This window comes from Apibacter adventoris, from assembly GCF_002964975.1.
Taxonomy (GTDB): Bacteria; Bacteroidota; Bacteroidia; order Flavobacteriales; family Weeksellaceae; genus Apibacter; species Apibacter adventoris.
In genome coordinates this window covers 162,874-183,747 of record NZ_PSZM01000036.1, presented here as the reverse complement: position 1 = coordinate 183,747, position 20,874 = coordinate 162,874, and the positions used below count along the sequence as shown (strand labels likewise).

Here is a 20,874-nt window from a genome sequence, read left to right as displayed (position 1 = left end):
TTGAGTAAGAAATCTCTACAAGAAGTACATCAATCTGTAAATACAGATAATAGAAATAAATGGAAAAAATTATTCGCCTTTTTTGGACCTGCATATTTGGTTGCAGTCGGATATTTAGATCCTGGAAATTGGGCAACAGATATTGCTGGAGGTAGTAAATTTGGGTACGCACTTATCTGGGTACTACTTATGAGCAATATTATGGCTCTTCTTCTACAATCCTTAAGTGCCAGATTAGGTATTGTTAGAGGTCTTGATCTTGCTCAGACCAATAGAGAATACTATCCTAAATGGATAAATTATATTCTTTATGTTTTTGCGGAAATAGCTATTGCTGCTACTGATCTGGCAGAGGTTTTAGGGATGGCAATTGGTTTGCAGCTTCTATTCGGACTAGATTTGATATGGGGAGTATGGATTGCTGCTTTAGATACCTTATTATTATTAGTTCTTCAAAGATTTGGCATACGAAAAATGGAGGCTTTTATCATCGTCTTAATTAGTATTATAGGTGGATGTTTTTTAATTGAAATGTTTTTAGCCAAACCTGAAATTGGTGAAGTGGTTAAAGGTTTCAGACCTACTCTTCCAAATAATGAAGCTTTGTATATAGCCATAGGAATTATTGGTGCAACAGTAATGCCTCATAATTTATATTTACATTCGGCTTTAGTACAAACTAGAAAAATAGGGAGAGATTATAAATCTATAAAAAAAGCTATTAAGTATAATTTTTATGATAGTTTAATTGCTTTAAACTTGGCTTTTTTTGTAAATGCTGCAATATTAATACTTGCAGCAGCTACTTTTCATAAAGCTGGATTTTATGAAATCGCTGGATTACATGACGCTTATAAGATGTTAACTAACTTACTGGGAACTCTTGCCCCTTTTCTGTTTGCTATTGCTTTAATTGCCGCTGGACAAAGTTCTACAGTTACTGGTACCCTTGCGGGGCAAATAGTAATGGAAGGCTATTTACATTTTCGTATGAATCCTGCTTTACGTAGATTATTAACACGATTATTAGCAATTATTCCTGCAGTAATTATAATTAGTATACTAGGAGAAAGTTCGGTGGATGAAATGTTAATATTTAGCCAGGTTTTACTTAGCATGCAATTAGGTTTTGCAATAATTCCATTAATTCATTTTGTTAGCGATAAAGAAAAGATGGGAAAATTTGTAATAAAGCTTCCCATAAAGATTTTATCATGGATCATTTGTGGCATTATTGTATTTCTTAATATAAAATTAATTTATGATGAAGAAATTGTAATACTTAATAATTCGGCCATTTCTTCGATTACCAAGATATTTATAAGTATATTTTCATTAAGCCTTTTATTATTTTTATTATACATTCTTTTCTATCCATTTATTAGAAAAACTAAAAAAGTCAATTTCAATATACATAATCTTCCAATTCACAAAAAAATAAATCAAATTAAACCTTTAAAAAATATTGGAATTGCTTTAGACTTTAGTGAAGCCGATAATCGAATATTAAATTATATTCCTTTATTTGTAACCGAAAATTGTAAAATCACAATATTTCATATAACTGAAAGTGTATCTGCTAATTATTATGGAAAAATGGCTAATGATTATGAGGTGAATTTTGACCAAAATAAATTAAATGAATATAAAAATTTTTTAATTAATGAAGGTTATAATAATGTTGAAACAAAGCTTGGTTTCGGTACTCCTTCGTTAAGGCTACCTGAATTAATTAAAGAAGAAAATATAGACTTTTTATTAGTAGGAAAACATGGTCATAAGGCATTAGGGGATTTTATTTTTGGAACAACGGCAAATAAACTAAGACATAAAGCCGATATACCTATATTAATGGTTTAAATCTATAAGTCAAGTTTACATATTTATATGAAAAAAGACTGCATAAAGCAGTCTTTTTTCATATAAATATATATAATTTTATATTCTAATAAATCCAACAATTTTTACTTCAGGGTCAACGGATTTTACATAGTCTTCTACTGAAGTTTTTTCTCCCTTAATATAATCTTGTTTAACTAAAGTATTATCTTTGAAAAATTTATTTAATTTACCTTTGGCTATATTTTCTAGCATAGCTTCAGGCTTACCTTCTTGACGTAATTGGTCTTTAGCAATTTCTAATTCTTTTTCAATTACTGAAGCATCTACCTGTGATTCATCTAAAGCTATTGGATTCATTGCTGCAACCTGCATAGAGATATTCTTAGCTACTTCTGCGGATTTATCAAATGATTTAGATAATCCAACAGCTGCAGCAATTTTATTACCTGCATGTATATAAGAGCCTACAAATGGAGCTTCTAATATTTTTACTTCTGATATTTCAATTTTTTCTCCAATAACGCCTGTTTGTTCTATTAGCTTTTCACTTACAGGAATTCCATTAAAATCAGCAGATAATAATTCTTCTTTAGTATTAAATTTTAAAGCTAAGTTAGCAAAGTCTGTGGCTAACTTAATAAAGTTATCATTTTTAGCAACAAAATCAGTTTCACAATTTAATTTTATTATTGCTGCTTTAGTATTTTCCGGATTTACAACTGCAATTACAGCTCCTTCATGACTTTCTCTATCTGCCCTATTAGCTGCAACTTTTTGTCCTTTTTTCCTTAATAAATCAATAGCCTTATCGAAATCTCCTTCTGCTTCAATTAAAGCTTTTTTTGAGTCCATCATTCCAGCTCCTGTAACGTTTCTTAATTTAGCTACATCAGCGGCTTTTGGTGAATATGACATTTTTATTTTATTTTTTATTAAACTGATTTTTATTCTTCGTTTCCTTCAGCATTTTCTTCTACTATTACTTCATTTTCTTCTCCTAGTAGAATATCATCGTCATTAGCTTCTTCTTTACTTTTAGATTTTTCTGCTTTTTCTGCTTTTCTTACAGATAATCCTTCTTTTATAGAATTTGTTACAGTTTCAAGTATCAAATCAATGGATTTGGAAGCGTCATCATTTCCAGGAATTGGAAAATCTACTAATTGAGGATCTGAGTTAGTATCTACAATTGCAAATACAGGAATTCCTAATTTTTTAGCTTCTGTTACAGCTATATGTTCTCTTAATATATCAACAACAAATATTGCAGATGGTAAACGGGTCATATCTGCAATAGAACCTAAATTTTTCTCTAATTTGGCACGTTGACGATCAACTTGTAATCTTTCTTTTTTAGATAAAGTTTCAAATGTTCCATCTTTTTTCATTCTATCGATGGAATTCATTTTTTTAACTGCTTTTCGAATAGTTACAAAGTTTGTTAACATACCTCCTGGCCATCTTTCTGTAATGTATGGCATATTCACAGATTCTGCATGTTTCGCAACAATATCTTTGGCTTGTTTTTTTGTAGCTACAAAAAGAATTTTTCTTCCTGAAGTAGCAATTTTACCTAATGCATTTGAAGCTTCATCTAATTTTACAGCTGTTTTATGCAAATCTATAATATGGATTCCATTTTTCTCCATGAAAATGTATGGAGCCATATGTGGATTCCACTTTCTGGTAAGGTGACCAAAATGCACTCCCGCATTTAAAAGGTCTTTGACGTTTACTTTTGCCATATTTTTTTTAGTTTACGTTCCGCAGTTTGTGCAATCAACATCAATATTTTTGAGTTTGGATGCTAAACTAAACGGCAATTTTAAATTTACTTTATTTTTTTAATTAAAATAACCACTATTGTATAGTGGTTATTTTTTTGCAGTGAAAAAATATTAACGTTTAGAGAATTGAAATCTTTTACGTGCTTTTTTCTGACCGTATTTCTTTCTTTCCACCATCCTTGGATCTCTTGTTAAAAGTCCTTCAGGTTTTAAAAATGCTTTATTTTCTTCATTTATAGATACCAAAGCTCTGGAAATTGCTAATCTAATAGCTTCTACTTGCCCTGTTACTCCTCCTCCATAAACACTAACTTTAAGATCATATTGCCCTACAGTTTGTGTTAGCTGAAAAGGTTGGTTTATTTTATATTGTAACATTTCTGTTGGAAAATATTCTTTATAATCTCTACCATTAACGGTAACTTGTCCTTTTCCTTCAGATAGATAAACTCTCGCTATAGAGGTCTTTCTTCTTCCTATTTTATGTGTAACTGACATTATGATTAATTAATTAAATGAAAGTGTTAATATCTAATGATTTTGGCTGTTGAGCAGATTGTTCATGTTCTGTTCCCTCATAAAGGTATAGGTTATTAAGGATTTTTCTTCCTAATTTATTTTTAGGAAGCATTCCTCTTACCGCAAATTCCAATAATCTTTTAGGATCTTTAGCTTTAACATCAGAAACACTTGAAAATCTTTGTCCGCCAGGATATCCCGTATATCTTATATACTCTTTTTGTTCATTTTTGTTTCCAGACAAAACAACCTTTTCTGCATTAATAACAATTACATTATCTCCACAATCTGCATGAGGCGTAAAATTTGTTTTATGTTTTCCGCGCAAAATCTTAGCTAATTTTGAAGCTAAACGACCTAAACGCTGTCCTTCTGCATCTACAAGTAACCACTCTTTGTTTGCAGTCTCTTTATTTGCTGATACGGTTTTGTAACTTAGTGTATTCACTTTTATCTTTTTACCTTATTTTAAAATAATTGATCTAAACAGGGTTGCAAATTTATAAAACATTTTTGACTTTCCAAATATCTTGGTGAATTTTTTGTTAATAAGTTTTTTCAATTAAAAATTATTTCTTCTGTTTTAACTTCAAAAATAGTATTTTATTTTTGTATACAAAATGATGCAAAATACTAAGGCTTTTTTACTTTCTTATATAAAATATGGGGATACATCTTTAATTCTTCGTTGTTACACAGATGAATACGGTTTTAAAAGTTTTATTTTAAAAAATTATTTTTCTAAAAAATATAGAAAAAAATATTTCCTATTTATTTTAAATGAAATTGAGATTATATTTTATCCTAAAAAAAATGGTTCTTTAGAATTGGTTAAAGAAATTAATCCTAGCTATTTTTTTAAAGAGATTCATACTGATCTTATTAAATCTTCTATCCTTACTTTTATTGGTGAAATTTTAAATCAAATTCTTAGTAATGAACATGTTAAGGATCTATCTCTATATCAGTATATAAAAACCCACCTCATTGCTTTGGATAATCGTAAAAATAATTTTGCAGATTTCCATCTTTATTTCTTAATAAATCTTTCTAAATATCTGGGATTTTATCCTTTAAATACAAATTCTAAATTACCATATTTTAATTTAGATGATGGAATATTTTCTTTGAAAGGAAAAAGTATAAATCAAGAAAATAATTCACATTTATGGAATATTTTACTAGAATATGATTTTAATGATGAAAAAAATTGTTTTAATTCGACTCAACGTTCCCGAATGTTAGAAGAAATTTTAACCTATTATAAAATGCATTTAACTAATTTTAAAAAACCTACTTCTTTGGATATTTTAAAATTAATTTTTGAATAATATTTTAAGCAATGACACCACTCCCAAGTAATTCATCTGCAACATACCAAGTAGCAAATTGTCCGCTTGTTATTGCTGATTGTGGTTTTTTAAATTCTATGAATAAGTTTTCTTCAAACTGATATAAAGTAGCATGCTGTAAAGATTGTCTATATCTTATTCTTACATCTACATCTAAATGTTGTCCTGATTCTAATTTTAAATCTTCTCTAATCCAGTGTATATCTTTTTTGTTTATAGATAATACTTTTCTGAATAAACCTGGATGTAATTTACCTTCTCCCACATAAATAATATTTTCATTAGTATCAGTGGCTAACACGAAACAGGGTTCTATATGGCCTCCTATACCTAAACCTTTTCGCTGACCTATGGTATAATAATGAGCCCCCATATGTTCTGCTATTTTTTTTCCATCATGTTTACTGTATTGGATCGGAGTAGATAAATAATTTAATTCTTCTTTTTTGTTTAAAAAATCGGAAAACAGTTGCTTTTCTTTATATTTTGGATTATTTGATGAAATTTCTATTATATCTCCTTTTTTGGACTTCAATTGTTGTTGTAAAAAATCAGGAAGACTTACTTTCCCTATAAAACATAAGCCTTGTGAATCTTTTTTATCTGCTGTTACTAAACCTATTTCCCGCGCAATTTCTCTTACTTCGGGCTTAGTAAGATTACCAATCGGAAATAATGCCTTGGATAATTGATATTGATTTAATTGACATAAAAAATAGGATTGATCTTTATTTTTATCAACTCCTGCTAAAAGTTTATAATAGGTTTTACCTTTCAAATCTAAAGTATCTATTCTGGCATAATGACCAGTAGCAACTTTGTCTGCCCCCAACGATAAAGCTGTCTGTAAAAAGACGTCAAATTTTATTTCTCTATTACATAATACATCCGGATTGGGAGTTCTTCCTCGCTCATATTCTTTAAACATATAATCCACAATTTTCTCCTTATAAATATTTGATAAGTCAATTACTTGATAAGGAATATCCAATTTTTGAGCTATTAAGAGTGCATCATTACTATCTTCTACCCAAGGACATTCTTCTTCGAGCGTAAATTCTGCATCATTCCAATTACGCATAAATAAGCCGATTACTTCATGACCTTGTTTTTGGAGCAAATAAGCTGCTACACTTGAATCTACACCTCCTGATAAACCTACTACAACTCTCATTCGTTTATTACTAAAAATTAAAAGCATACTCTATACAGAATAGAGTATGCTATGATTATTTTAAATTTCTATTCTATTTTTTTGCGGGAGCATTTTCCGGATAGCGAGCTATAGAAAGTTCTCTTGATATTGATGATTTTTCAAATTTTATTTTTCCCGCCATTGTTTCAATAATTATTCCATCTTCCATAATTTCAGCTACCTTACCATGAATTCCTGAAGTTGTTACTATTCGAGTGCCTTTGTTAATATTTTCCTGAAAGCTTTTTTCTTCTTTTTGCCTTTTTGTTTGAGGTCTAATAAAAAAGAAATAAAAAACTACAAATAATAAAATTAACGGAAGAAAAGCCGTCCAGTCCATTCCTTGCTTTGCTTGTAAAACTATTGCTAACATATATTGATTCTTGTTTAATTAATTTTTGCTTGAAATTTAATTACTTTTGTATGAAAATTACCTGATACGGTTATTGATTTTAAAACAGTTCCTTCGAAATTAGATGAATCAAAAGTAACGGTTATAGACCCTTTTTTCCCTGGTGCCACAGGTTCTTTTGTATATTTAGGAGTTGTACATCCACAAGAGGGTCTTACTTCTGAAATTACTAAAGGCCTTTTTCCTTTATTGGTAAAATGAAAAACATGACTTACTGTTTCTCCTTTCTTAATTTCTTTGAAATCATAGCTATCTTCATCAAACTGTATTTCTGATTCGTCAATAATTTTAAGAGTTTTATCATTTTTACTTCTCAATTCCTGATTCTCCTCATTTAATTGATTTTGAGAGGTTGATTCTTTCTGTTTAGTACAACTTCCTAAAGTCAAAATCGCAGTCAATAAGATAAATATTTTTTTATTATTTAGTTTCATGATTTTTTCTATATTACACTTTATTGGTATCTCTTGCATATTTATCTAAGATTCCATTTATGAATACATTACTTTTTGAACTAGAATATACTTTAGCTAATTCTATACATTCATTAATAACTACTTTGGCCGGAACTTGTGGAAAATTATTAAGTTCTGTAAAACCCATCGATAAAATAATTTTATCAATTTCAGCAATTCTATCCAACTCCCAGTTTTTAGACCTTTCTTCAATAAGATTTAAACTTTCAGGATAGTATTTAATGGTTGCTCGAAATAAATTTTTTGCAAAGTCTATGTCTTCTTCGGATTTAAGAACTTGAATAAGTGTTTTAAATGGTTTTCCTTCTTCTATTGATTTTAAAGTCTTCAGGACCATATTATTTGCAATATGCATATCATCTGCCCATGATAGTTTTAATTCTTCAAACCATTCATACATTATATCATTATCTGCAATATATTTTAAAAACAATTTTAAAATAATTTTTTTATCTGCCTCAAAATCAGAAGTTGGATTTTCCATATATTCAAAATAGCTTCTGGATGTCAGAAACTTTTTAAAAATCATAGCCGGATAGTTATTGTTTAAATGCCATGATAATTCTAAATGTTTAGCTGAATATTCTTTTCTTGCCTTATTTTCTTCTAATAATTGGAATATTCTGTTTTGAACAAATTTTAAATTCGGATTTTTTTCTTCTTCTGTTGCAAATCTTTTTTGTTTTTTCCTTTCAATTATTTCTAATGCATATTCTTTAACTGCCAATAATAAGTTTAATTCATAAACATATAAATCATAAATCTCTTCTATTGACTGAAACATCTTCTTTTCTACATATTCTATACTATTCCCTCCTATGTTATATGCATAGATAGCTTGTAGAATCTTTTCTCTAATCTGCCTTCTTCCTAACACAACAATGATTTTTTTAAGAGCTTTAAGTTATTATTTTTTTTAGTGTCAATTATATTATTTTCAATGTATAATGTATATTACTTTCCGTTATTAGCCGGATTAACAGGTTGTTGCGAATGACTGGACTGTGGAACTTGTTGGTCTTTAGAATTATATACTGATGGCTTTGCTATCAACACTGCTGCAAAAATTGATAGAACTACAATAATCCCTCCCAACGACCAGGTTGCTTTATCCATAAAATCATTAGTTTTCTGAACACCAAACATTTGGGTTCCGCTTCCGCCAAAAGTTGAACTTAATCCTCCTCCTTTAGGATTTTGTGATAACACAACTAAAACTAGTAAAATACAGGCTATAATTATAAATATCATTATTATACCATAAACTGTTGTCATATTTTTATTTCTTTTTTATTTTCAGTTTTTTAATTTCTTAATTTTTTTAATTTCCAATGCAAAATAACTACTTTTTTCTGGATATTTCAAACTTAATATTTTATATGCTGTAATTGCTGTATCATATCTGCCTTGTTCTACATATAATTGAGCCAATGTTATTGTCATTAAATTCGCAATATCTTTTATCTCTTCTTTTTTAAAATCAAATTCTTGTTTACTTTTCCCTCCTTTTTTGGGAGGAGTTATTTTAGGGTTGTTTTCTATAAATTTCTCTATGACATTATTTTGATTTTTTTTATTTGATGTATCTGTATCTGTCTTTTTATCATCTTTATTGTCTAGAGAATGTTTTGAAAACGACAACCATTGATTAAATGTTAATTTTTCTTCAGAGGTTGTTATATTTATAATTGAGCTTTTATATTGTTCTTTTTCTTCTTTGCCCTTTTCGTCTTCTTGAATATATTGGTTGCCTAACTCTCTGGATACATGATTTTTAGACATATCTGAACTTTCTGATGTATCTAAATCTATACATTCACTTTCTATTTGTAAATCTTCTTTTTTAATATCAGAAACATTTTTTATTTCCTTAAGGCTTTGATCATACTTTGTTTCATCATCTTCTGGTGTAAATAAATAAGATAATCCTAATTTATTGATATTAATTTGTCCTTTTTTATTCTTTTCTTCTTGTGCTAATTTTATATAATTTTCTTCTTCAAAATTATTTATTAAATTTTTATTATGGTGGTTTTCTAAATCAGTAAATTTATTTTCGGCTGATTCTGTTTTCATTTCATCGGTTGTTACTTTATTTTCTTCTTCTGAAATTTTATTTTCTATCTCTTTTTTCGAATTTTCTTCTAATGTAGTAGATTCTAAATTATTTTCCTGAGCCCAATCTTCTTTATCAGTATGATCTGCAAACTTTAATACTTTTTTTTCTGTATGATCAACTATTTCTTTTATTAATTCTCTATGAGTAGAATATATCGATAACTTTTCTATACTATCTGTACAATCTTCTTTCGTATAACTTAACTTCCATTTTAAATAAAGATAATGAAATGATTGCACAAAAGGGTATTTTTCTAATTCTCTTGCAATATATGTTTCATCTGAAAATTCCAACAATTCAGGTGAATTAATTAATTGTATAATTCTGCTTTCACTCATCTACCAATCAGCTACAATGTCATTAAATATTTGATCTATTATTCTTTGATTTATTTTTTGTGTTAAAGCATCCTGAACATTTATTAGAAGTTCAGAACTTGCAAAGTCTTCATAATCTGAATATGATTTTTGAAAGTTTTTATCAGGTTGTAATTTGTTTTCATATCTTACAGCTACAGTAATTGTCAATCTGTTATTAATAGCCTGATCTGATCCACTTTGAATACTAACAGGAGACTCAGCAAAATTAGTAATTTCTCCTTCTATTGTAATATCCGGGTTAATGTTTGTTGCTTGTAATTTTGTTCGTTGATTAAATCTATTTTGTAATGCAGTAGTAAAATCTACACTTAAGTTAGGACTTTGATATGCCGAAAAATTAGGAAAAGATTTTATCTGAACTGTTTTTATGCTTGGGTCTAATGAAGACCCTGTAAAGGTATAACATCCTAATAAAAAAATAGTTACAAAAAAAAATGCCGTTATTTTTATTATTTTATTCTTCAAGATTAAATTGTTTTATTTTTCTGTATAAAGTTCTTTCTGAAATCCCTAATTCTTTGGCAGCCAATTTTCGTTTTCCATTATATTTCTCAAGTGCTTTTCTAATTAATTCTTCTTCTTTTTTCTGTAAAGATAAAGATTCTGCCTGACTAGATATATCTTCATAATCTTCTATAACATCATCGTGATAATTATTTACTGTAGTAACATTTGGTAAAATAGGTTTTTCCTCATAATATAGCACTCCTTCTGGTTTAGGAGATTCATAATCTTTATATACTTTTTGAAATAGATCTTTTTCATTGGGTGTAAGACCTGTTTCTCCTTTATTTTTAATAAGGTCTAAGGTTAGAGCTTTTAAATCATTTAAATCTTTTTTCATATCAAAAAGAAATTTGTATAGTATTTCTCTTTCTGTAGAAAAATCTGAATGATTTTCACTTTTATCTTTGACATTGATCAGTGAAGTAGTAGGTATAGCTTTTAAATATTCTTGAACCTGTTCTAAAGATAACTCTCTTTGAGTTTCTACTACTGTAATTTGTTCTGTAAAATTTCTTAACTGACGTATATTTCCAGGCCAGTAATAATTTTGAATATAATGTATAGCTTCTTCCGATAGTTGTATGGAAGGCATTCGGTATTTTTCAGAAAAATCAATCGCAAATTTTCTAAATAATAAAGGTATATCTTCTTTTCTATCTCTTAATGCAGGTATATCAATTTGTACTGTATTTAATCTGTAGTATAAATCTTCTCTGAAATTTCCTTTTTTAATAGCATCTAATAAATTTACATTTGTTGCTGCAACAATTCTTACATTGGTTTTTTGTAAGTTAGAAGAACCTACTTTCATAAATTCTCCACTTTCTAACACTCTTAATAAACGAACTTGTGTTTGAAGAGGTAATTCGCCTACTTCATCTAAAAATATAGTACCTCCGTCTGCTACTTCAAAATAACCTTTTCTTACTTTATCTGCTCCTGTAAAAGACCCTTTTTCATGTCCAAAAAGTTCGGAATCTATGGTTCCTTCAGGTATAGCTCCACAATTTACTGCTATATATTGTTTATGCTTTCTTGGAGATAGATTGTGTATAATTTTAGGTATAAATTCTTTACCTACACCACTTTCTCCTATTACTAAAACAGAAATATCTGTTGGAGCTACTTGTATGGCTTTTTCTAAAGCCCTATTAAGTAATATATCATTTCCAATTATACCAAATCTTTGTTTTATGGTTTGTAATGCATCCATATTCTGTTATGCTATTTTACCTATTAATGTAGCTGATGTACAATCTTCTACTTTGACATTTACAAAATCACCTACTTTTGTAGTTTTTGTTTTAGGAAAAACTACCACTGCATTTTGTGATATTCTTCCATACCATTCTTCTTTATTTTTTTTACTAGTTCCTTCTATCAAAACCTCATGAATTTTATTTAAATAAGATTTCATTCTATCCAATGATAATTTTTGTTGTAAGTTGATAATTTCAGTCAATCTACGTTTCTTTATTTCTAAAGGCACATCATCGGCCATTTTTTTATGTGCAGGAGTTCCTGGTCGCTCAGAATAGGCAAACATATACCCGAAATCATATTTAGCATATTCCATTAAACTTAATGTGTCTTTATGTTCTTCTTCTGTTTCTCCACAAAAACCCACAATCATATCATGAGAAATCGCACATTCTGGTACTATTTGCCTAATTTTGTCTATAAGGCATAAATATTCTTCACGGGTATGTTGTCTATTCATCCTTTTCAAAACATTTGTATTTCCACTTTGTACTGGAAGGTGAATATATTTACATATATTTTTATGTTTTGCCATCATATGTAAGACATCTTCATGCATATCTTGCGGATTGGATGTAGAAAAGCGAATTCGAATATCCGGACATTCTGTAGCAACCATATCTAATAATTGTGCAAAATTAATGGCGGTTGCTTTTTGTAATTCTGTAGCTTTGGCAAAGTCTTTTTTAGGTCCTCCACCATACCATAAATAACTATCTATATTTTGACCTAAAAGTGTAATTTCTTTATAATTATTTTCTACCAATTCCCTACATTCTTTAATAATCGAATAGGGATCTCTACTTCTTTCTCGTCCTCTTGTAAATGGTACTACACAAAATGTACACATATTATCACACCCACGGGTAATGGAAACGAATGCAGTTACTCCATTTCCGCCTAACCGAACCGGATTAATATCTGCATAAGTTTCTTCTTTCGATAGAATTACATTTATTGCATTTCTTCCATCTTCTTCCATATCTTTAAGAAGATTGGGTAAATCCCTGTAAGCATCTGGCCCTACCACTAAGTCAACTAAATGTTCTTCTTCAAGAAATTTTGTTTTCAATCTTTCTGCCATGCACCCCAATACTCCAACAGTTAGTTTGGGTTTGATCTTTTTAAGTGTATTAAATTGTGAAAGCCTTTTTCTTATAGTTTGTTCTGCTTTTTCCCGAATAGAACATGTATTTAATAATATAAGATCTGCCTCATCTAGTTCATTGGTAGTATTATATCCTTCTTCATTTAATATAGACGCAACAATTTCACTATCAGAAAAATTCATTTGACAACCATAACTTTCTAAAAATAGTTTTTTTGAATTTTTGACATTACTTTGCTTAACTAATACCTCTCCCTGACGACTTTCTATAATTTTTTTTTCCATATAATTAATATCTCTAATATTTAGAGTTATTCTATATATATTACAAACAATATGCAAAGATAGAAATTAATATGTCAACTTGGCAGTTATTTTGTTATGTTTTTTAATACTATGAAATTATTGCCCTAATACCATTCCAAAATATGGAGTAAAATACTGCAAAAACAGTACCCAAGTAATTATTGCAATTGTTCCTACAATAGCCCCAAAAAATCCTGCTAAATAAAAATCGGACTGTTTTAACATTCCGGTACTGTAAACAATTGCATTAGGAGGTGTTGATACGGGCAAAAATAAGCCACAAGATGAACTTAATCCTATAACTAACCCAACAGGTAATATTTGTTCTGGTGGTAGTACTACCGCCGCTATATTTATAACTATGGTTGCGGTTGCTGTACTGCTCATAATATTGGAAAATATGACCGTAATGATAGCAAAAATTATCATTATCAAATATTCATTAAATTGAATGTTTCCTAATATTTGTGAATAGTAGGGAGCTAGTAATTCTTTTATAGCTATACCTAAAGACAACCCTCCTGCAACTAACATTAGAGTATCCCAAGGAAGTTTACGTATATCTTCTGCCGTAATAATTCCCAACATTGGAAGAAACATGATAGGAATTCCTGAAGTTGCAGCAGTAGGTATATTTAGTTTGGTCCCCATCATCCAAAAAATTACAGTTATAATTAGAATAATCACTACAAAAAGTCTTTGCAGTCTTATTTTGGAAGATAATTTAGGTTGTTCATCTAAAAAATTAAGATCTATTTTATCTATTTTGGAAGTGTACTTTTGTTTAAGTATAAACCAAAATAATAAAAGTAAAACTACAGCTATCGGCATTCCTAATATTAACCAATCGAAAAAAGACACATCTATTCCGGCAGATTTAAGTGTATCTACTACAATTAGGTTAGGGGGAGAAGAAATGAGACTCCCCATGCCTGCAAATGTTGCAGATGCAGGAATACTTATTAATATAGCTTGTGACATAGGAGAATCTTTTCCTTCTTTTTTTAAAAAAGGCATTACAGCAGCTAAAATCATAGCGGATGTAGCGGTGTTAGAAATAATAAGAGACAAGCAAGAAGTCACTAACATAATACCTAAAAGTACATATTTAGGTCGGGAACCAAAAATGGAGATAGTTCCTCGAAACAGTGAAATATCTAAATTAGTTTTACGCATGCCCTCACTAAGAAAAAATCCTCCTAAAAAAATCCATATAACACTATCTGACCAGGTGTTTGATATAGTTTTGGGGTCTATAGTCGATCCTTCAATATTGCCCATCGTATATATTAAAAAACCTGTAATCATGATACCTACGGCAAAAGGTGGAATAGCTTCTGTAACCCATAGGCATATAGAAAATATTAATATAAACATGGTATATTGCTGAGCTTTTGTAAATACATCAGGAGACAAAAGATACGTAGCAAGTATAGATATACCCATAGAGAAAAAAAATAACCCTACTTTTGTCTTAATATTCCATACATCTAAAGATTTTTCTATTAATAAATTACTATAAAGGCGTATATCTGAATTTATTTTTTTTAGGTCCATATTTATTTATTAAAGTCAAAATCCGTTTTCTATCTCAAATTAATTACGTAAAAGTACAATTATTAAGATTATTACTCAAATTATGGCGTGCTAATTATTATCATTCATTAATAATTTATTATTACCTATATTTGTAGTTAGATTTATTTTATTATAACTAACATTGAAATATAAATGAATAATAATAAACTTTGGATTTTTCAATCCAAAAGAACTATTACTGTAAAAGAAGAAGAAGAAATTTTAGAAAAGATACATTATTTTTTAAAATCTTGGGCTGCACATGGTGCTGAACTTAAATCTGAAATAAATATTTTAGATCATAAATTTCTTATAATCAGTGTGGATGAAGCTCAAACCAAAGCTAGCGGATGTTCTATAGATAGTTTAAATCAATGTATTAGGAAAATTGATGCTCAATATCACCTTGAACTGCTTAATCGTTTATGGATAAGTTATAAAGAAAATAATAAAGATATTGAAACAATTGCTCTAAAAGATTTTAAAGAAAAAGTAAAAGCAGGCTTATTGTCTCCAGATACTTGGGTATATAATTTATCTGTAAGCTCTTCTGAAGAATTTAATGATAAATTTAAGCAACCTCTTTATAAGAGTTGGGCTAAGATATATTTATAATCTGCTACCTTTTAGTATTTAATAATATATTTTATTATTTTATTATTTTATTATTTTATATTATTCAATTATTAGCTGACCTCCGTCTAATAAATATGGGTTTTCATTTTTAATCCATGCATAAGGAGCTTGGCTTTTCATTTTTAATAAATCTAAATTCAAATGATTTTTTAAATGAATTGTATTTTCTGTTAATCTATATAAATCTAATGAAGGATCATCTGTCCACTCTATAGTATATTGAAAAGCATCTTTAATAATTTTTGTTTTAGGTTCGGTTTTTAATATAAGATAATCATGAAATAATTTCTGAGTTCCGTCATATGAGTTTCCTAATTCTTCAGATATAAAAAAATATACATCATACTTCCCTTTTTTAGGGGTAAATGCTTTTCTTATTTCTTCTGAATATATAGAATGTTTAAATTTTTTAAATAATTTATATCTAAAGTCTGATTTGTCATGTTTTGAAATGAGTTTATATTCTTTTTGGGACTGACCAAAATTAAATACGTATAGAAATAAAAAAACTATAGTCCATTTTATTTTAATATATTTAATCATCTATTAAAAATTAAATTCTTTTGAAGATATCAATTTATTTACTTCTATAGTTTTAAATATCAAAACAAAATCTGATTGGTTATCTATACTTTTAATTTCTATTTTATAAGGGAAAGTTAATGTGGAAGATTTTCTAAAATTTGAATATGTTTTAGTTTCTTCTGTATTTATTTCCTTTATTAACTGATAACTTTTCACATCAAAACAATAGGTAGTCACATTTGTATTTTTTATAAGTTTCACCTTATAACAGTTTGTTCCGTTTATTTTTTCTGTTCCTGCTAACACTGCTTGAAATCCTTTATTTGAATAATCTAATAAATCTGAATCAAAAGCCTCGGGAACATAACTAAAATCATTTTCTAATTTATTGGATTGAAAGTTATATTTTACTGCTTTCTTACCATTATATCCATTAAGTAGCATTTTCTTTCCATTTGTAATCATAATAGTCTTATTCCAATTAGGTCTTTTTTGATAAATCTCAATAGGATAAGCTTCTTTTAATCCTAAAACCATTTCACCTTTTAATACTACTGAGTTAAAATCTTTCCAATTATTTATTCCTCCTGTTATTTCTAAATGTTTTTTTATAATTTGATCTGCAGTTTGGGAGTTACTAAATATTATAAATATGAATAAAAATACGAATAATAATTGTGTTCTCATAATGATTTTTTTATATTAAAATATAAAAATTCCAGATTTTAAAATGTAAATCTGGAATTTTCTTATCATATAATATTTTTTTACATTTCTTCGTAAAGGGCTCTTAATTTATCTTTTGTCATTATTTTCTGCCAATCTTTTCCCAATGCATTTTCCCAAAGGGGTACCATACCATACGAAACATTGATCATAATGTTAAATTGTTCGTCAGTAAGACCTTTACATATTCCCTGAGGAATCTCAATCTGGTTTTTCTCTACCATATATTTAAACTCTTTTACGCCCTCAGGATAATATTCTTCTAATTTATCGAAAACAATACAATTTCCCACTCCATGATGTGTTCCTAACAAATAAGATAACCCATAGCTAACGGCATGAGCTATTCCTACCTGAGAATAAGCTATACTCATTCCTCCATGCCAAGAAGCCATCATTAAATCTTCATCAGATTCATCATCCCATACGGGTTTCTTTACATAAATTTTTTGGCAAAGTTCCAATGCCTTTTCTCCATAGCTTTTACTGAAAGCATTGAGATAGGTTCCTGTTAGAGATTCTATACAATGTATATAACAATCCATTCCAGTAAAAAATGCTTGATTTTTTTCAACTCCCTTTACTAGGGCAGGATCTAAAATAACCTGATCGAACGGTGTATAATCTGAATTAATTCCTAATTTTCTTTCAGGACCAGTTAATATACAAGTTCTGGATACTTCTGCTCCAGTTCCACTTATAGTTGGTATACCTACATGGTATACCCCTGGTACTTTAATTAAATCCCAACCTTGATATTGTGCTGAAGATCCCTCTGTTGTCATCATTAAAGCTACAGCTTTTGCTGAATCCATGACACTCCCTCCACCTATACCAATAATTCCAGATACGGTTCCAAATTCATCTTTTAAAGAATCTCTAATAGCATCAATTCCCTTAGTTTTAGGTTCATCTGTAGTATCCAGATATATAATTTTATCTTTCCCTTTTAATGGAACTCGTTTAGATAATTCTTTTCCTTCAAAAACTTTATCCAATAAAAAGATAAAAGGATATTCTTTATTCCTTTTCTCTTCAATAATTTCTGAGGTTTGCTCAAAGCTTCCACGTCCATAAATTACTCTTGGGACCATTGGAAAATTTCTAAATTTCATATTTTAATTTTTTTAATATCTTATTCTATTAAGGTTTATCTGCATTTTCTATATACATATCTTGAGACAATTGTTTAACTGATTTAGTATCTTTAATTTCTTCATATCTTTATAAACCTTGTTTTATATTTACTGATTTATCAACATCTACATTCTCTTTTGTATAAACTATAGGAATATCATTTTTTATAGCTCTATAGAATTTTCTTTTATATTTTTTACTATTATTACTTCTCGGGTCTAATGGAACTAATTTTACACGAGCTATAAACACCCCCATCTTTTCTTCTATTATTAGGACATAAGCCTTATCTGCTTTTAAATCAGCTTTAACAAAAGATCTATTTTCTGAAACTGCCCAAAACAGATGTTCACCAGGATCGCATTCATATACTATATATTGGTTACAGCCTATAGCTCCTAAATATTTATCTTTATCATAGAGTCTAAAATTCAATAAAAAAGCTTCTTTTGTTCTTATAATATATACTAAAGATTTTCCTTCAGCCGGACTTTTTATTTCTTGTTTTTTTTGTGAAAAAACAATGCCAATACCCAATATTGTGAATAAAAATACTAATTTTTTCACCCTTTAGTTTTTGTCATTCATTTGAGCTAATATTCTATTAGCTTTTTCCAAATCTTCCGGAGTATCAATTTCTACACCCACAAAATTTGTTTCTATTACTTTTATTTTCATTCCATATTCTAAATACCGTATACACTCTATTTTTTCTGCTTTTTCATTTTGTAACATAGAAAGTTCTGCAAACTTTAATAAAGACTGTTTTCTAAATGCATATACTCCTACATGTTCAAAATACTCTGCTTGAAATTTTTTTTCTCTAGGATATGGAACTACTGATCTTGAAAAATATAAAGCATAATCATTTATATCTTTTACTACTTTAACATAATTAGTATCTTCAATAAGATTCCAATCCGTTAATTTGCGTATAAGAGTTGCAACATCTATTTCCTGTTTTATATCTTGTTTAAATGCTTTTATAATTCGTTCTAAAGGTTTTTTATCTACAAAAGGTTCATCTCCTTGTATATTTACAATTATATCACATTCTAGATTCCTTACAGCTTCAGCTATTCTATCACTTCCGGTTTCATGTTCTTTACTACTCATTAAAGCTTTTCCACCATTTCTAGTAATTTCATTATGTATAATTTCAGAATCTGTAACTACAAATACATCATCAAATAGATGGGTATCTTTAGCATTTTCATACGTAGATCTGATAACTGTTTTATCTCCTAACATTCCCATTAACTTAGCGGGAAATCTAGAGGCCGCATAACGTGCCGGGATAACTGCAATAATTTTCACTTATATATAATTATTATGTTGCAAATTTAATTAAAATAGGTTGTATAAAGGTTTCCATAAAAATAAATTTTTCGATAAAGAATTAGTTTTTGAAAATTTATGGATAAAAAAAAGCCACTCTGTTGTAGAGTGGCTTTCGTTTATAATTATTATTTATAATTTATTTATTTTTTATGAGCTGGAGCTTTAGATTTTGATGTATGAGCTTTAGATTTTGGAGCTGGAGCTTTTTTAGTTTTATCAATTACTTTTACTGTTTTAACTACTCTAGCTTCATTTTGATCTAAAATTACCACACGTCTATTTTCTTTATCACAAACTTCTTGTGTTGGATATAAAATGTTACCATTTTTATCTTTAGCTACTTTAATATCATGTTCTTTACATAATAACTCAGATTTACCAAAACCTCTAGCTTCTAATCTATCTTTAGATATACCTTCTTTCACTAATTCATTAACTACAGCTTGGGCTCTTTCTTTTGAAATTTTATTATTCACAGCTACAGATCCAACTCTATCAGTATGTCCATCTACATAGAATTTTTTACCTTCAAATCCTTTATCTTTTAATAAAAGAGCTGCATCTGCAATCATTGGTAAAGATTCTTTTGTTAATTTAGCGCTATTGAACTCGAATAAAATATCTTTAATTACATGAGATACATCAATTGTAGTCCAAGGACATCCATTGTTTTTTACTGGTCCAGGAACTGTTGGACAAGCATCATCTTTATCTAACACTCCGTCTCCGTCAGTATCTGGCCAAGGACATCCATTGTTTTCTTTTGGTCCTGGAACTGTTGGACAAGCATCATCTTTATCTAACACTCCGTCTCCGTCAGTATCCGGCCAAGGACATCCATTGTTTTCTTTTGGTCCTGGTTCATTTGGACATGCATCATCTGGATCTGGGATACCATCTCCGTCTGTATCAGGACAACCTTGGAATTCAGGTAACCCTGGAATATCTGGACATCTGTCTTCTTTGTCTGGGATTCCGTCTTTATCTCTATCATTGTTACCAAATTTAAAGATAATAGAGGCTGAATGTTGGAAAAAGTCTGAATAATCTGTTTTTTGATTGGTTACCCAATTATATTGAGACTCTATATTTAAACCGAAATTTTTAGTAATCCAAAAGTTTATACCTACACCTCCGTTAAGTACAAACATATCATTTTTACCAGAAAATTTACCACCTAACTCATAATTTTTATCTTCTTTATAATCATCATCATAAGCAGTATAGTGTTTTCCGTTTTTACCATCTATTTCTATCCCGTCATAATCATATCTATGGTAGTTAGCACCTACTCTCACATAGGGATCAAGCCATTTTAAAGATTTGGATTCACTCAAAGGGGAGTATCTTACCCCTAAACCTGCTAATAGGAAAAATTCATCTTTAACTTTTAATCTTTTGTTATCAATTTCTCCAATAGAAGCTTGTAAATCTACAGCTAAATTCTTACCTATACTTCTTGCTACAGTTAATTTTGATAATGGAGGTACTATGCTATAGTCATCAGTATCAAAAAACCCATCAAACGCACCACGAACAGAAGTATGGTCAGTAGCATGAGCTCCAATCCCTATATACCACTTTTCGCTAGTGTTTTGCGCAAATACAGCAGTAGCAAACATGGTGGCTACAGCTGTAACTAACAAATTGAACTTTTTCATATATAAA

General features: G+C 28.9%; 23 protein-coding genes. 3 read left to right on the top strand and 20 right to left on the bottom strand.

Annotated features, from left to right (window positions below):
- Positions 1–1,860, top strand: a complete 1,860-nt coding sequence (locus C4S77_RS05885) for an Nramp family divalent metal transporter (protein WP_105246756.1) — start codon at positions 1–3, stop codon at positions 1,858–1,860.
- 78 nt (positions 1,861–1,938) lie between these two features.
- Here C4S77_RS05885 and tsf read toward each other — a convergent pair whose 3' ends face one another.
- The 4 genes from tsf to rplM all read right to left on the bottom strand — a co-directional run bounded on the left by tsf (position 1,939) and on the right by rplM (position 4,596).
- Complete coding sequence (tsf, locus tag C4S77_RS05880; protein ID WP_105246753.1) at positions 1,939–2,757, bottom strand: translation elongation factor Ts; 819 nt, start codon at positions 2,755–2,757, stop codon at positions 1,939–1,941.
- Between the two features lie 29 nt (positions 2,758–2,786).
- Positions 2,787–3,587 (bottom strand): 30S ribosomal protein S2, encoded by an 801-nt coding sequence (gene rpsB, locus C4S77_RS05875; RefSeq protein ID WP_105192022.1) that lies wholly within the window; start codon positions 3,585–3,587, stop codon positions 2,787–2,789.
- A 153-nt stretch (positions 3,588–3,740) separates the two neighbouring features.
- Positions 3,741–4,127 (bottom strand): 30S ribosomal protein S9, encoded by a 387-nt coding sequence (rpsI, locus tag C4S77_RS05870; RefSeq protein ID WP_105192024.1) that lies wholly within the window; start codon positions 4,125–4,127, stop codon positions 3,741–3,743.
- 13 nt (positions 4,128–4,140) lie between these two features.
- Complete coding sequence (rplM, locus tag C4S77_RS05865; RefSeq protein WP_105192026.1) at positions 4,141–4,596, bottom strand: 50S ribosomal protein L13; 456 nt, start codon at positions 4,594–4,596, stop codon at positions 4,141–4,143.
- 172 nt (positions 4,597–4,768) lie between these two features.
- Here rplM and recO point away from each other — a divergent pair, with 172 nt between their 5' ends.
- Positions 4,769–5,479 carry a DNA repair protein RecO gene (recO, locus tag C4S77_RS05860; protein WP_105246750.1) on the top strand — a complete coding sequence of 237 codons (711 nt, stop codon included), beginning with the start codon at positions 4,769–4,771 and terminating at the stop codon, positions 5,477–5,479.
- A 4-nt stretch (positions 5,480–5,483) separates the two neighbouring features.
- On the opposite strand, the gene mnmA is transcribed toward recO, so the two are convergent.
- From mnmA to C4S77_RS05810, 10 genes are all read right to left on the bottom strand, one after another.
- Positions 5,484–6,674 carry a tRNA 2-thiouridine(34) synthase MnmA gene (mnmA, locus tag C4S77_RS05855; RefSeq protein ID WP_105246817.1) on the bottom strand — a complete coding sequence of 397 codons (1,191 nt, stop codon included), beginning with the start codon at positions 6,672–6,674 and terminating at the stop codon, positions 5,484–5,486.
- Between the two features lie 73 nt (positions 6,675–6,747).
- Entirely contained in the window at positions 6,748–7,068 is a 321-nt protein-coding gene (gene yajC, locus C4S77_RS05850) for a preprotein translocase subunit YajC (protein WP_105192032.1), read from the bottom strand.
- A 14-nt stretch (positions 7,069–7,082) separates the two neighbouring features.
- Positions 7,083–7,541, bottom strand: a complete 459-nt coding sequence (locus C4S77_RS05845) for a DUF1573 domain-containing protein (protein ID WP_245915768.1) — start codon at positions 7,539–7,541, stop codon at positions 7,083–7,085.
- A 13-nt stretch (positions 7,542–7,554) separates the two neighbouring features.
- Positions 7,555–8,460: a transcription antitermination factor NusB gene (gene nusB, locus C4S77_RS05840; RefSeq protein WP_105246748.1), complete on the bottom strand. Its 906-nt coding sequence runs from the start codon at positions 8,458–8,460 to the stop codon at positions 7,555–7,557.
- Positions 8,461–8,537: 77 nt separating this feature from the next.
- On the bottom strand, positions 8,538–8,858 hold the full coding sequence (secG, locus tag C4S77_RS05835) for a preprotein translocase subunit SecG (protein ID WP_105192038.1): 321 nt from the start codon (positions 8,856–8,858) through the stop codon (positions 8,538–8,540).
- Between the two features lie 21 nt (positions 8,859–8,879).
- On the bottom strand, positions 8,880–10,040 hold the full coding sequence (locus C4S77_RS05830; RefSeq protein ID WP_105246746.1) for a hypothetical protein: 1,161 nt from the start codon (positions 10,038–10,040) through the stop codon (positions 8,880–8,882).
- On the bottom strand, positions 10,041–10,547 hold the full coding sequence (locus C4S77_RS05825; RefSeq protein WP_181042834.1) for an LptE family protein: 507 nt from the start codon (positions 10,545–10,547) through the stop codon (positions 10,041–10,043).
- Complete coding sequence (locus C4S77_RS05820) at positions 10,537–11,802, bottom strand: sigma-54 interaction domain-containing protein (protein ID WP_105246743.1); 1,266 nt, start codon at positions 11,800–11,802, stop codon at positions 10,537–10,539. Before C4S77_RS05820 ends, C4S77_RS05825 begins: the two co-directional genes overlap by 11 nt.
- Before the next feature lie 6 nt (positions 11,803–11,808).
- Positions 11,809–13,242, bottom strand: a complete 1,434-nt coding sequence (miaB, locus tag C4S77_RS05815) for a tRNA (N6-isopentenyl adenosine(37)-C2)-methylthiotransferase MiaB (RefSeq protein ID WP_105246742.1) — start codon at positions 13,240–13,242, stop codon at positions 11,809–11,811.
- A gap of 117 nt (positions 13,243–13,359) precedes the next feature.
- A complete protein-coding gene (locus tag C4S77_RS05810) occupies positions 13,360–14,820 on the bottom strand; it encodes an SLC13 family permease (RefSeq protein ID WP_105246741.1) in 1,461 nt (486 codons plus the stop codon).
- Between the two features lie 174 nt (positions 14,821–14,994).
- Here C4S77_RS05810 and C4S77_RS05805 point away from each other — a divergent pair, with 174 nt between their 5' ends.
- Positions 14,995–15,456 carry a hypothetical protein gene (locus C4S77_RS05805; protein WP_105246740.1) on the top strand — a complete coding sequence of 154 codons (462 nt, stop codon included), beginning with the start codon at positions 14,995–14,997 and terminating at the stop codon, positions 15,454–15,456.
- A 60-nt stretch (positions 15,457–15,516) separates the two neighbouring features.
- Here C4S77_RS05805 and C4S77_RS05800 read toward each other — a convergent pair whose 3' ends face one another.
- The 6 genes from C4S77_RS05800 to C4S77_RS05775 all read right to left on the bottom strand — a co-directional run bounded on the left by C4S77_RS05800 (position 15,517) and on the right by C4S77_RS05775 (position 20,867).
- A complete protein-coding gene (locus C4S77_RS05800; protein ID WP_105246739.1) occupies positions 15,517–16,020 on the bottom strand; it encodes a hypothetical protein in 504 nt (167 codons plus the stop codon).
- A 3-nt stretch (positions 16,021–16,023) separates the two neighbouring features.
- Entirely contained in the window at positions 16,024–16,689 is a 666-nt protein-coding gene (locus C4S77_RS05795) for a LolA-like protein (RefSeq protein WP_105246738.1), read from the bottom strand.
- A gap of 80 nt (positions 16,690–16,769) precedes the next feature.
- Positions 16,770–17,843, bottom strand: a complete 1,074-nt coding sequence (locus C4S77_RS05790) for an iron-containing alcohol dehydrogenase family protein (RefSeq protein ID WP_105192056.1) — start codon at positions 17,841–17,843, stop codon at positions 16,770–16,772.
- 109 nt (positions 17,844–17,952) lie between these two features.
- The gene (locus C4S77_RS05785) at positions 17,953–18,432 is read right to left on the bottom strand and encodes a hypothetical protein (RefSeq protein WP_105246737.1); all 480 of its coding nucleotides are present in this window, start codon (positions 18,430–18,432) and stop codon (positions 17,953–17,955) included.
- A gap of 3 nt (positions 18,433–18,435) precedes the next feature.
- The gene (gene kdsB, locus C4S77_RS05780) at positions 18,436–19,182 is read right to left on the bottom strand and encodes a 3-deoxy-manno-octulosonate cytidylyltransferase (RefSeq protein WP_105246736.1); all 747 of its coding nucleotides are present in this window, start codon (positions 19,180–19,182) and stop codon (positions 18,436–18,438) included.
- A 164-nt stretch (positions 19,183–19,346) separates the two neighbouring features.
- Complete coding sequence (locus tag C4S77_RS05775) at positions 19,347–20,867, bottom strand: OmpA family protein (RefSeq protein ID WP_105246735.1); 1,521 nt, start codon at positions 20,865–20,867, stop codon at positions 19,347–19,349.
- Positions 20,868–20,874 lie beyond the last annotated feature (7 nt).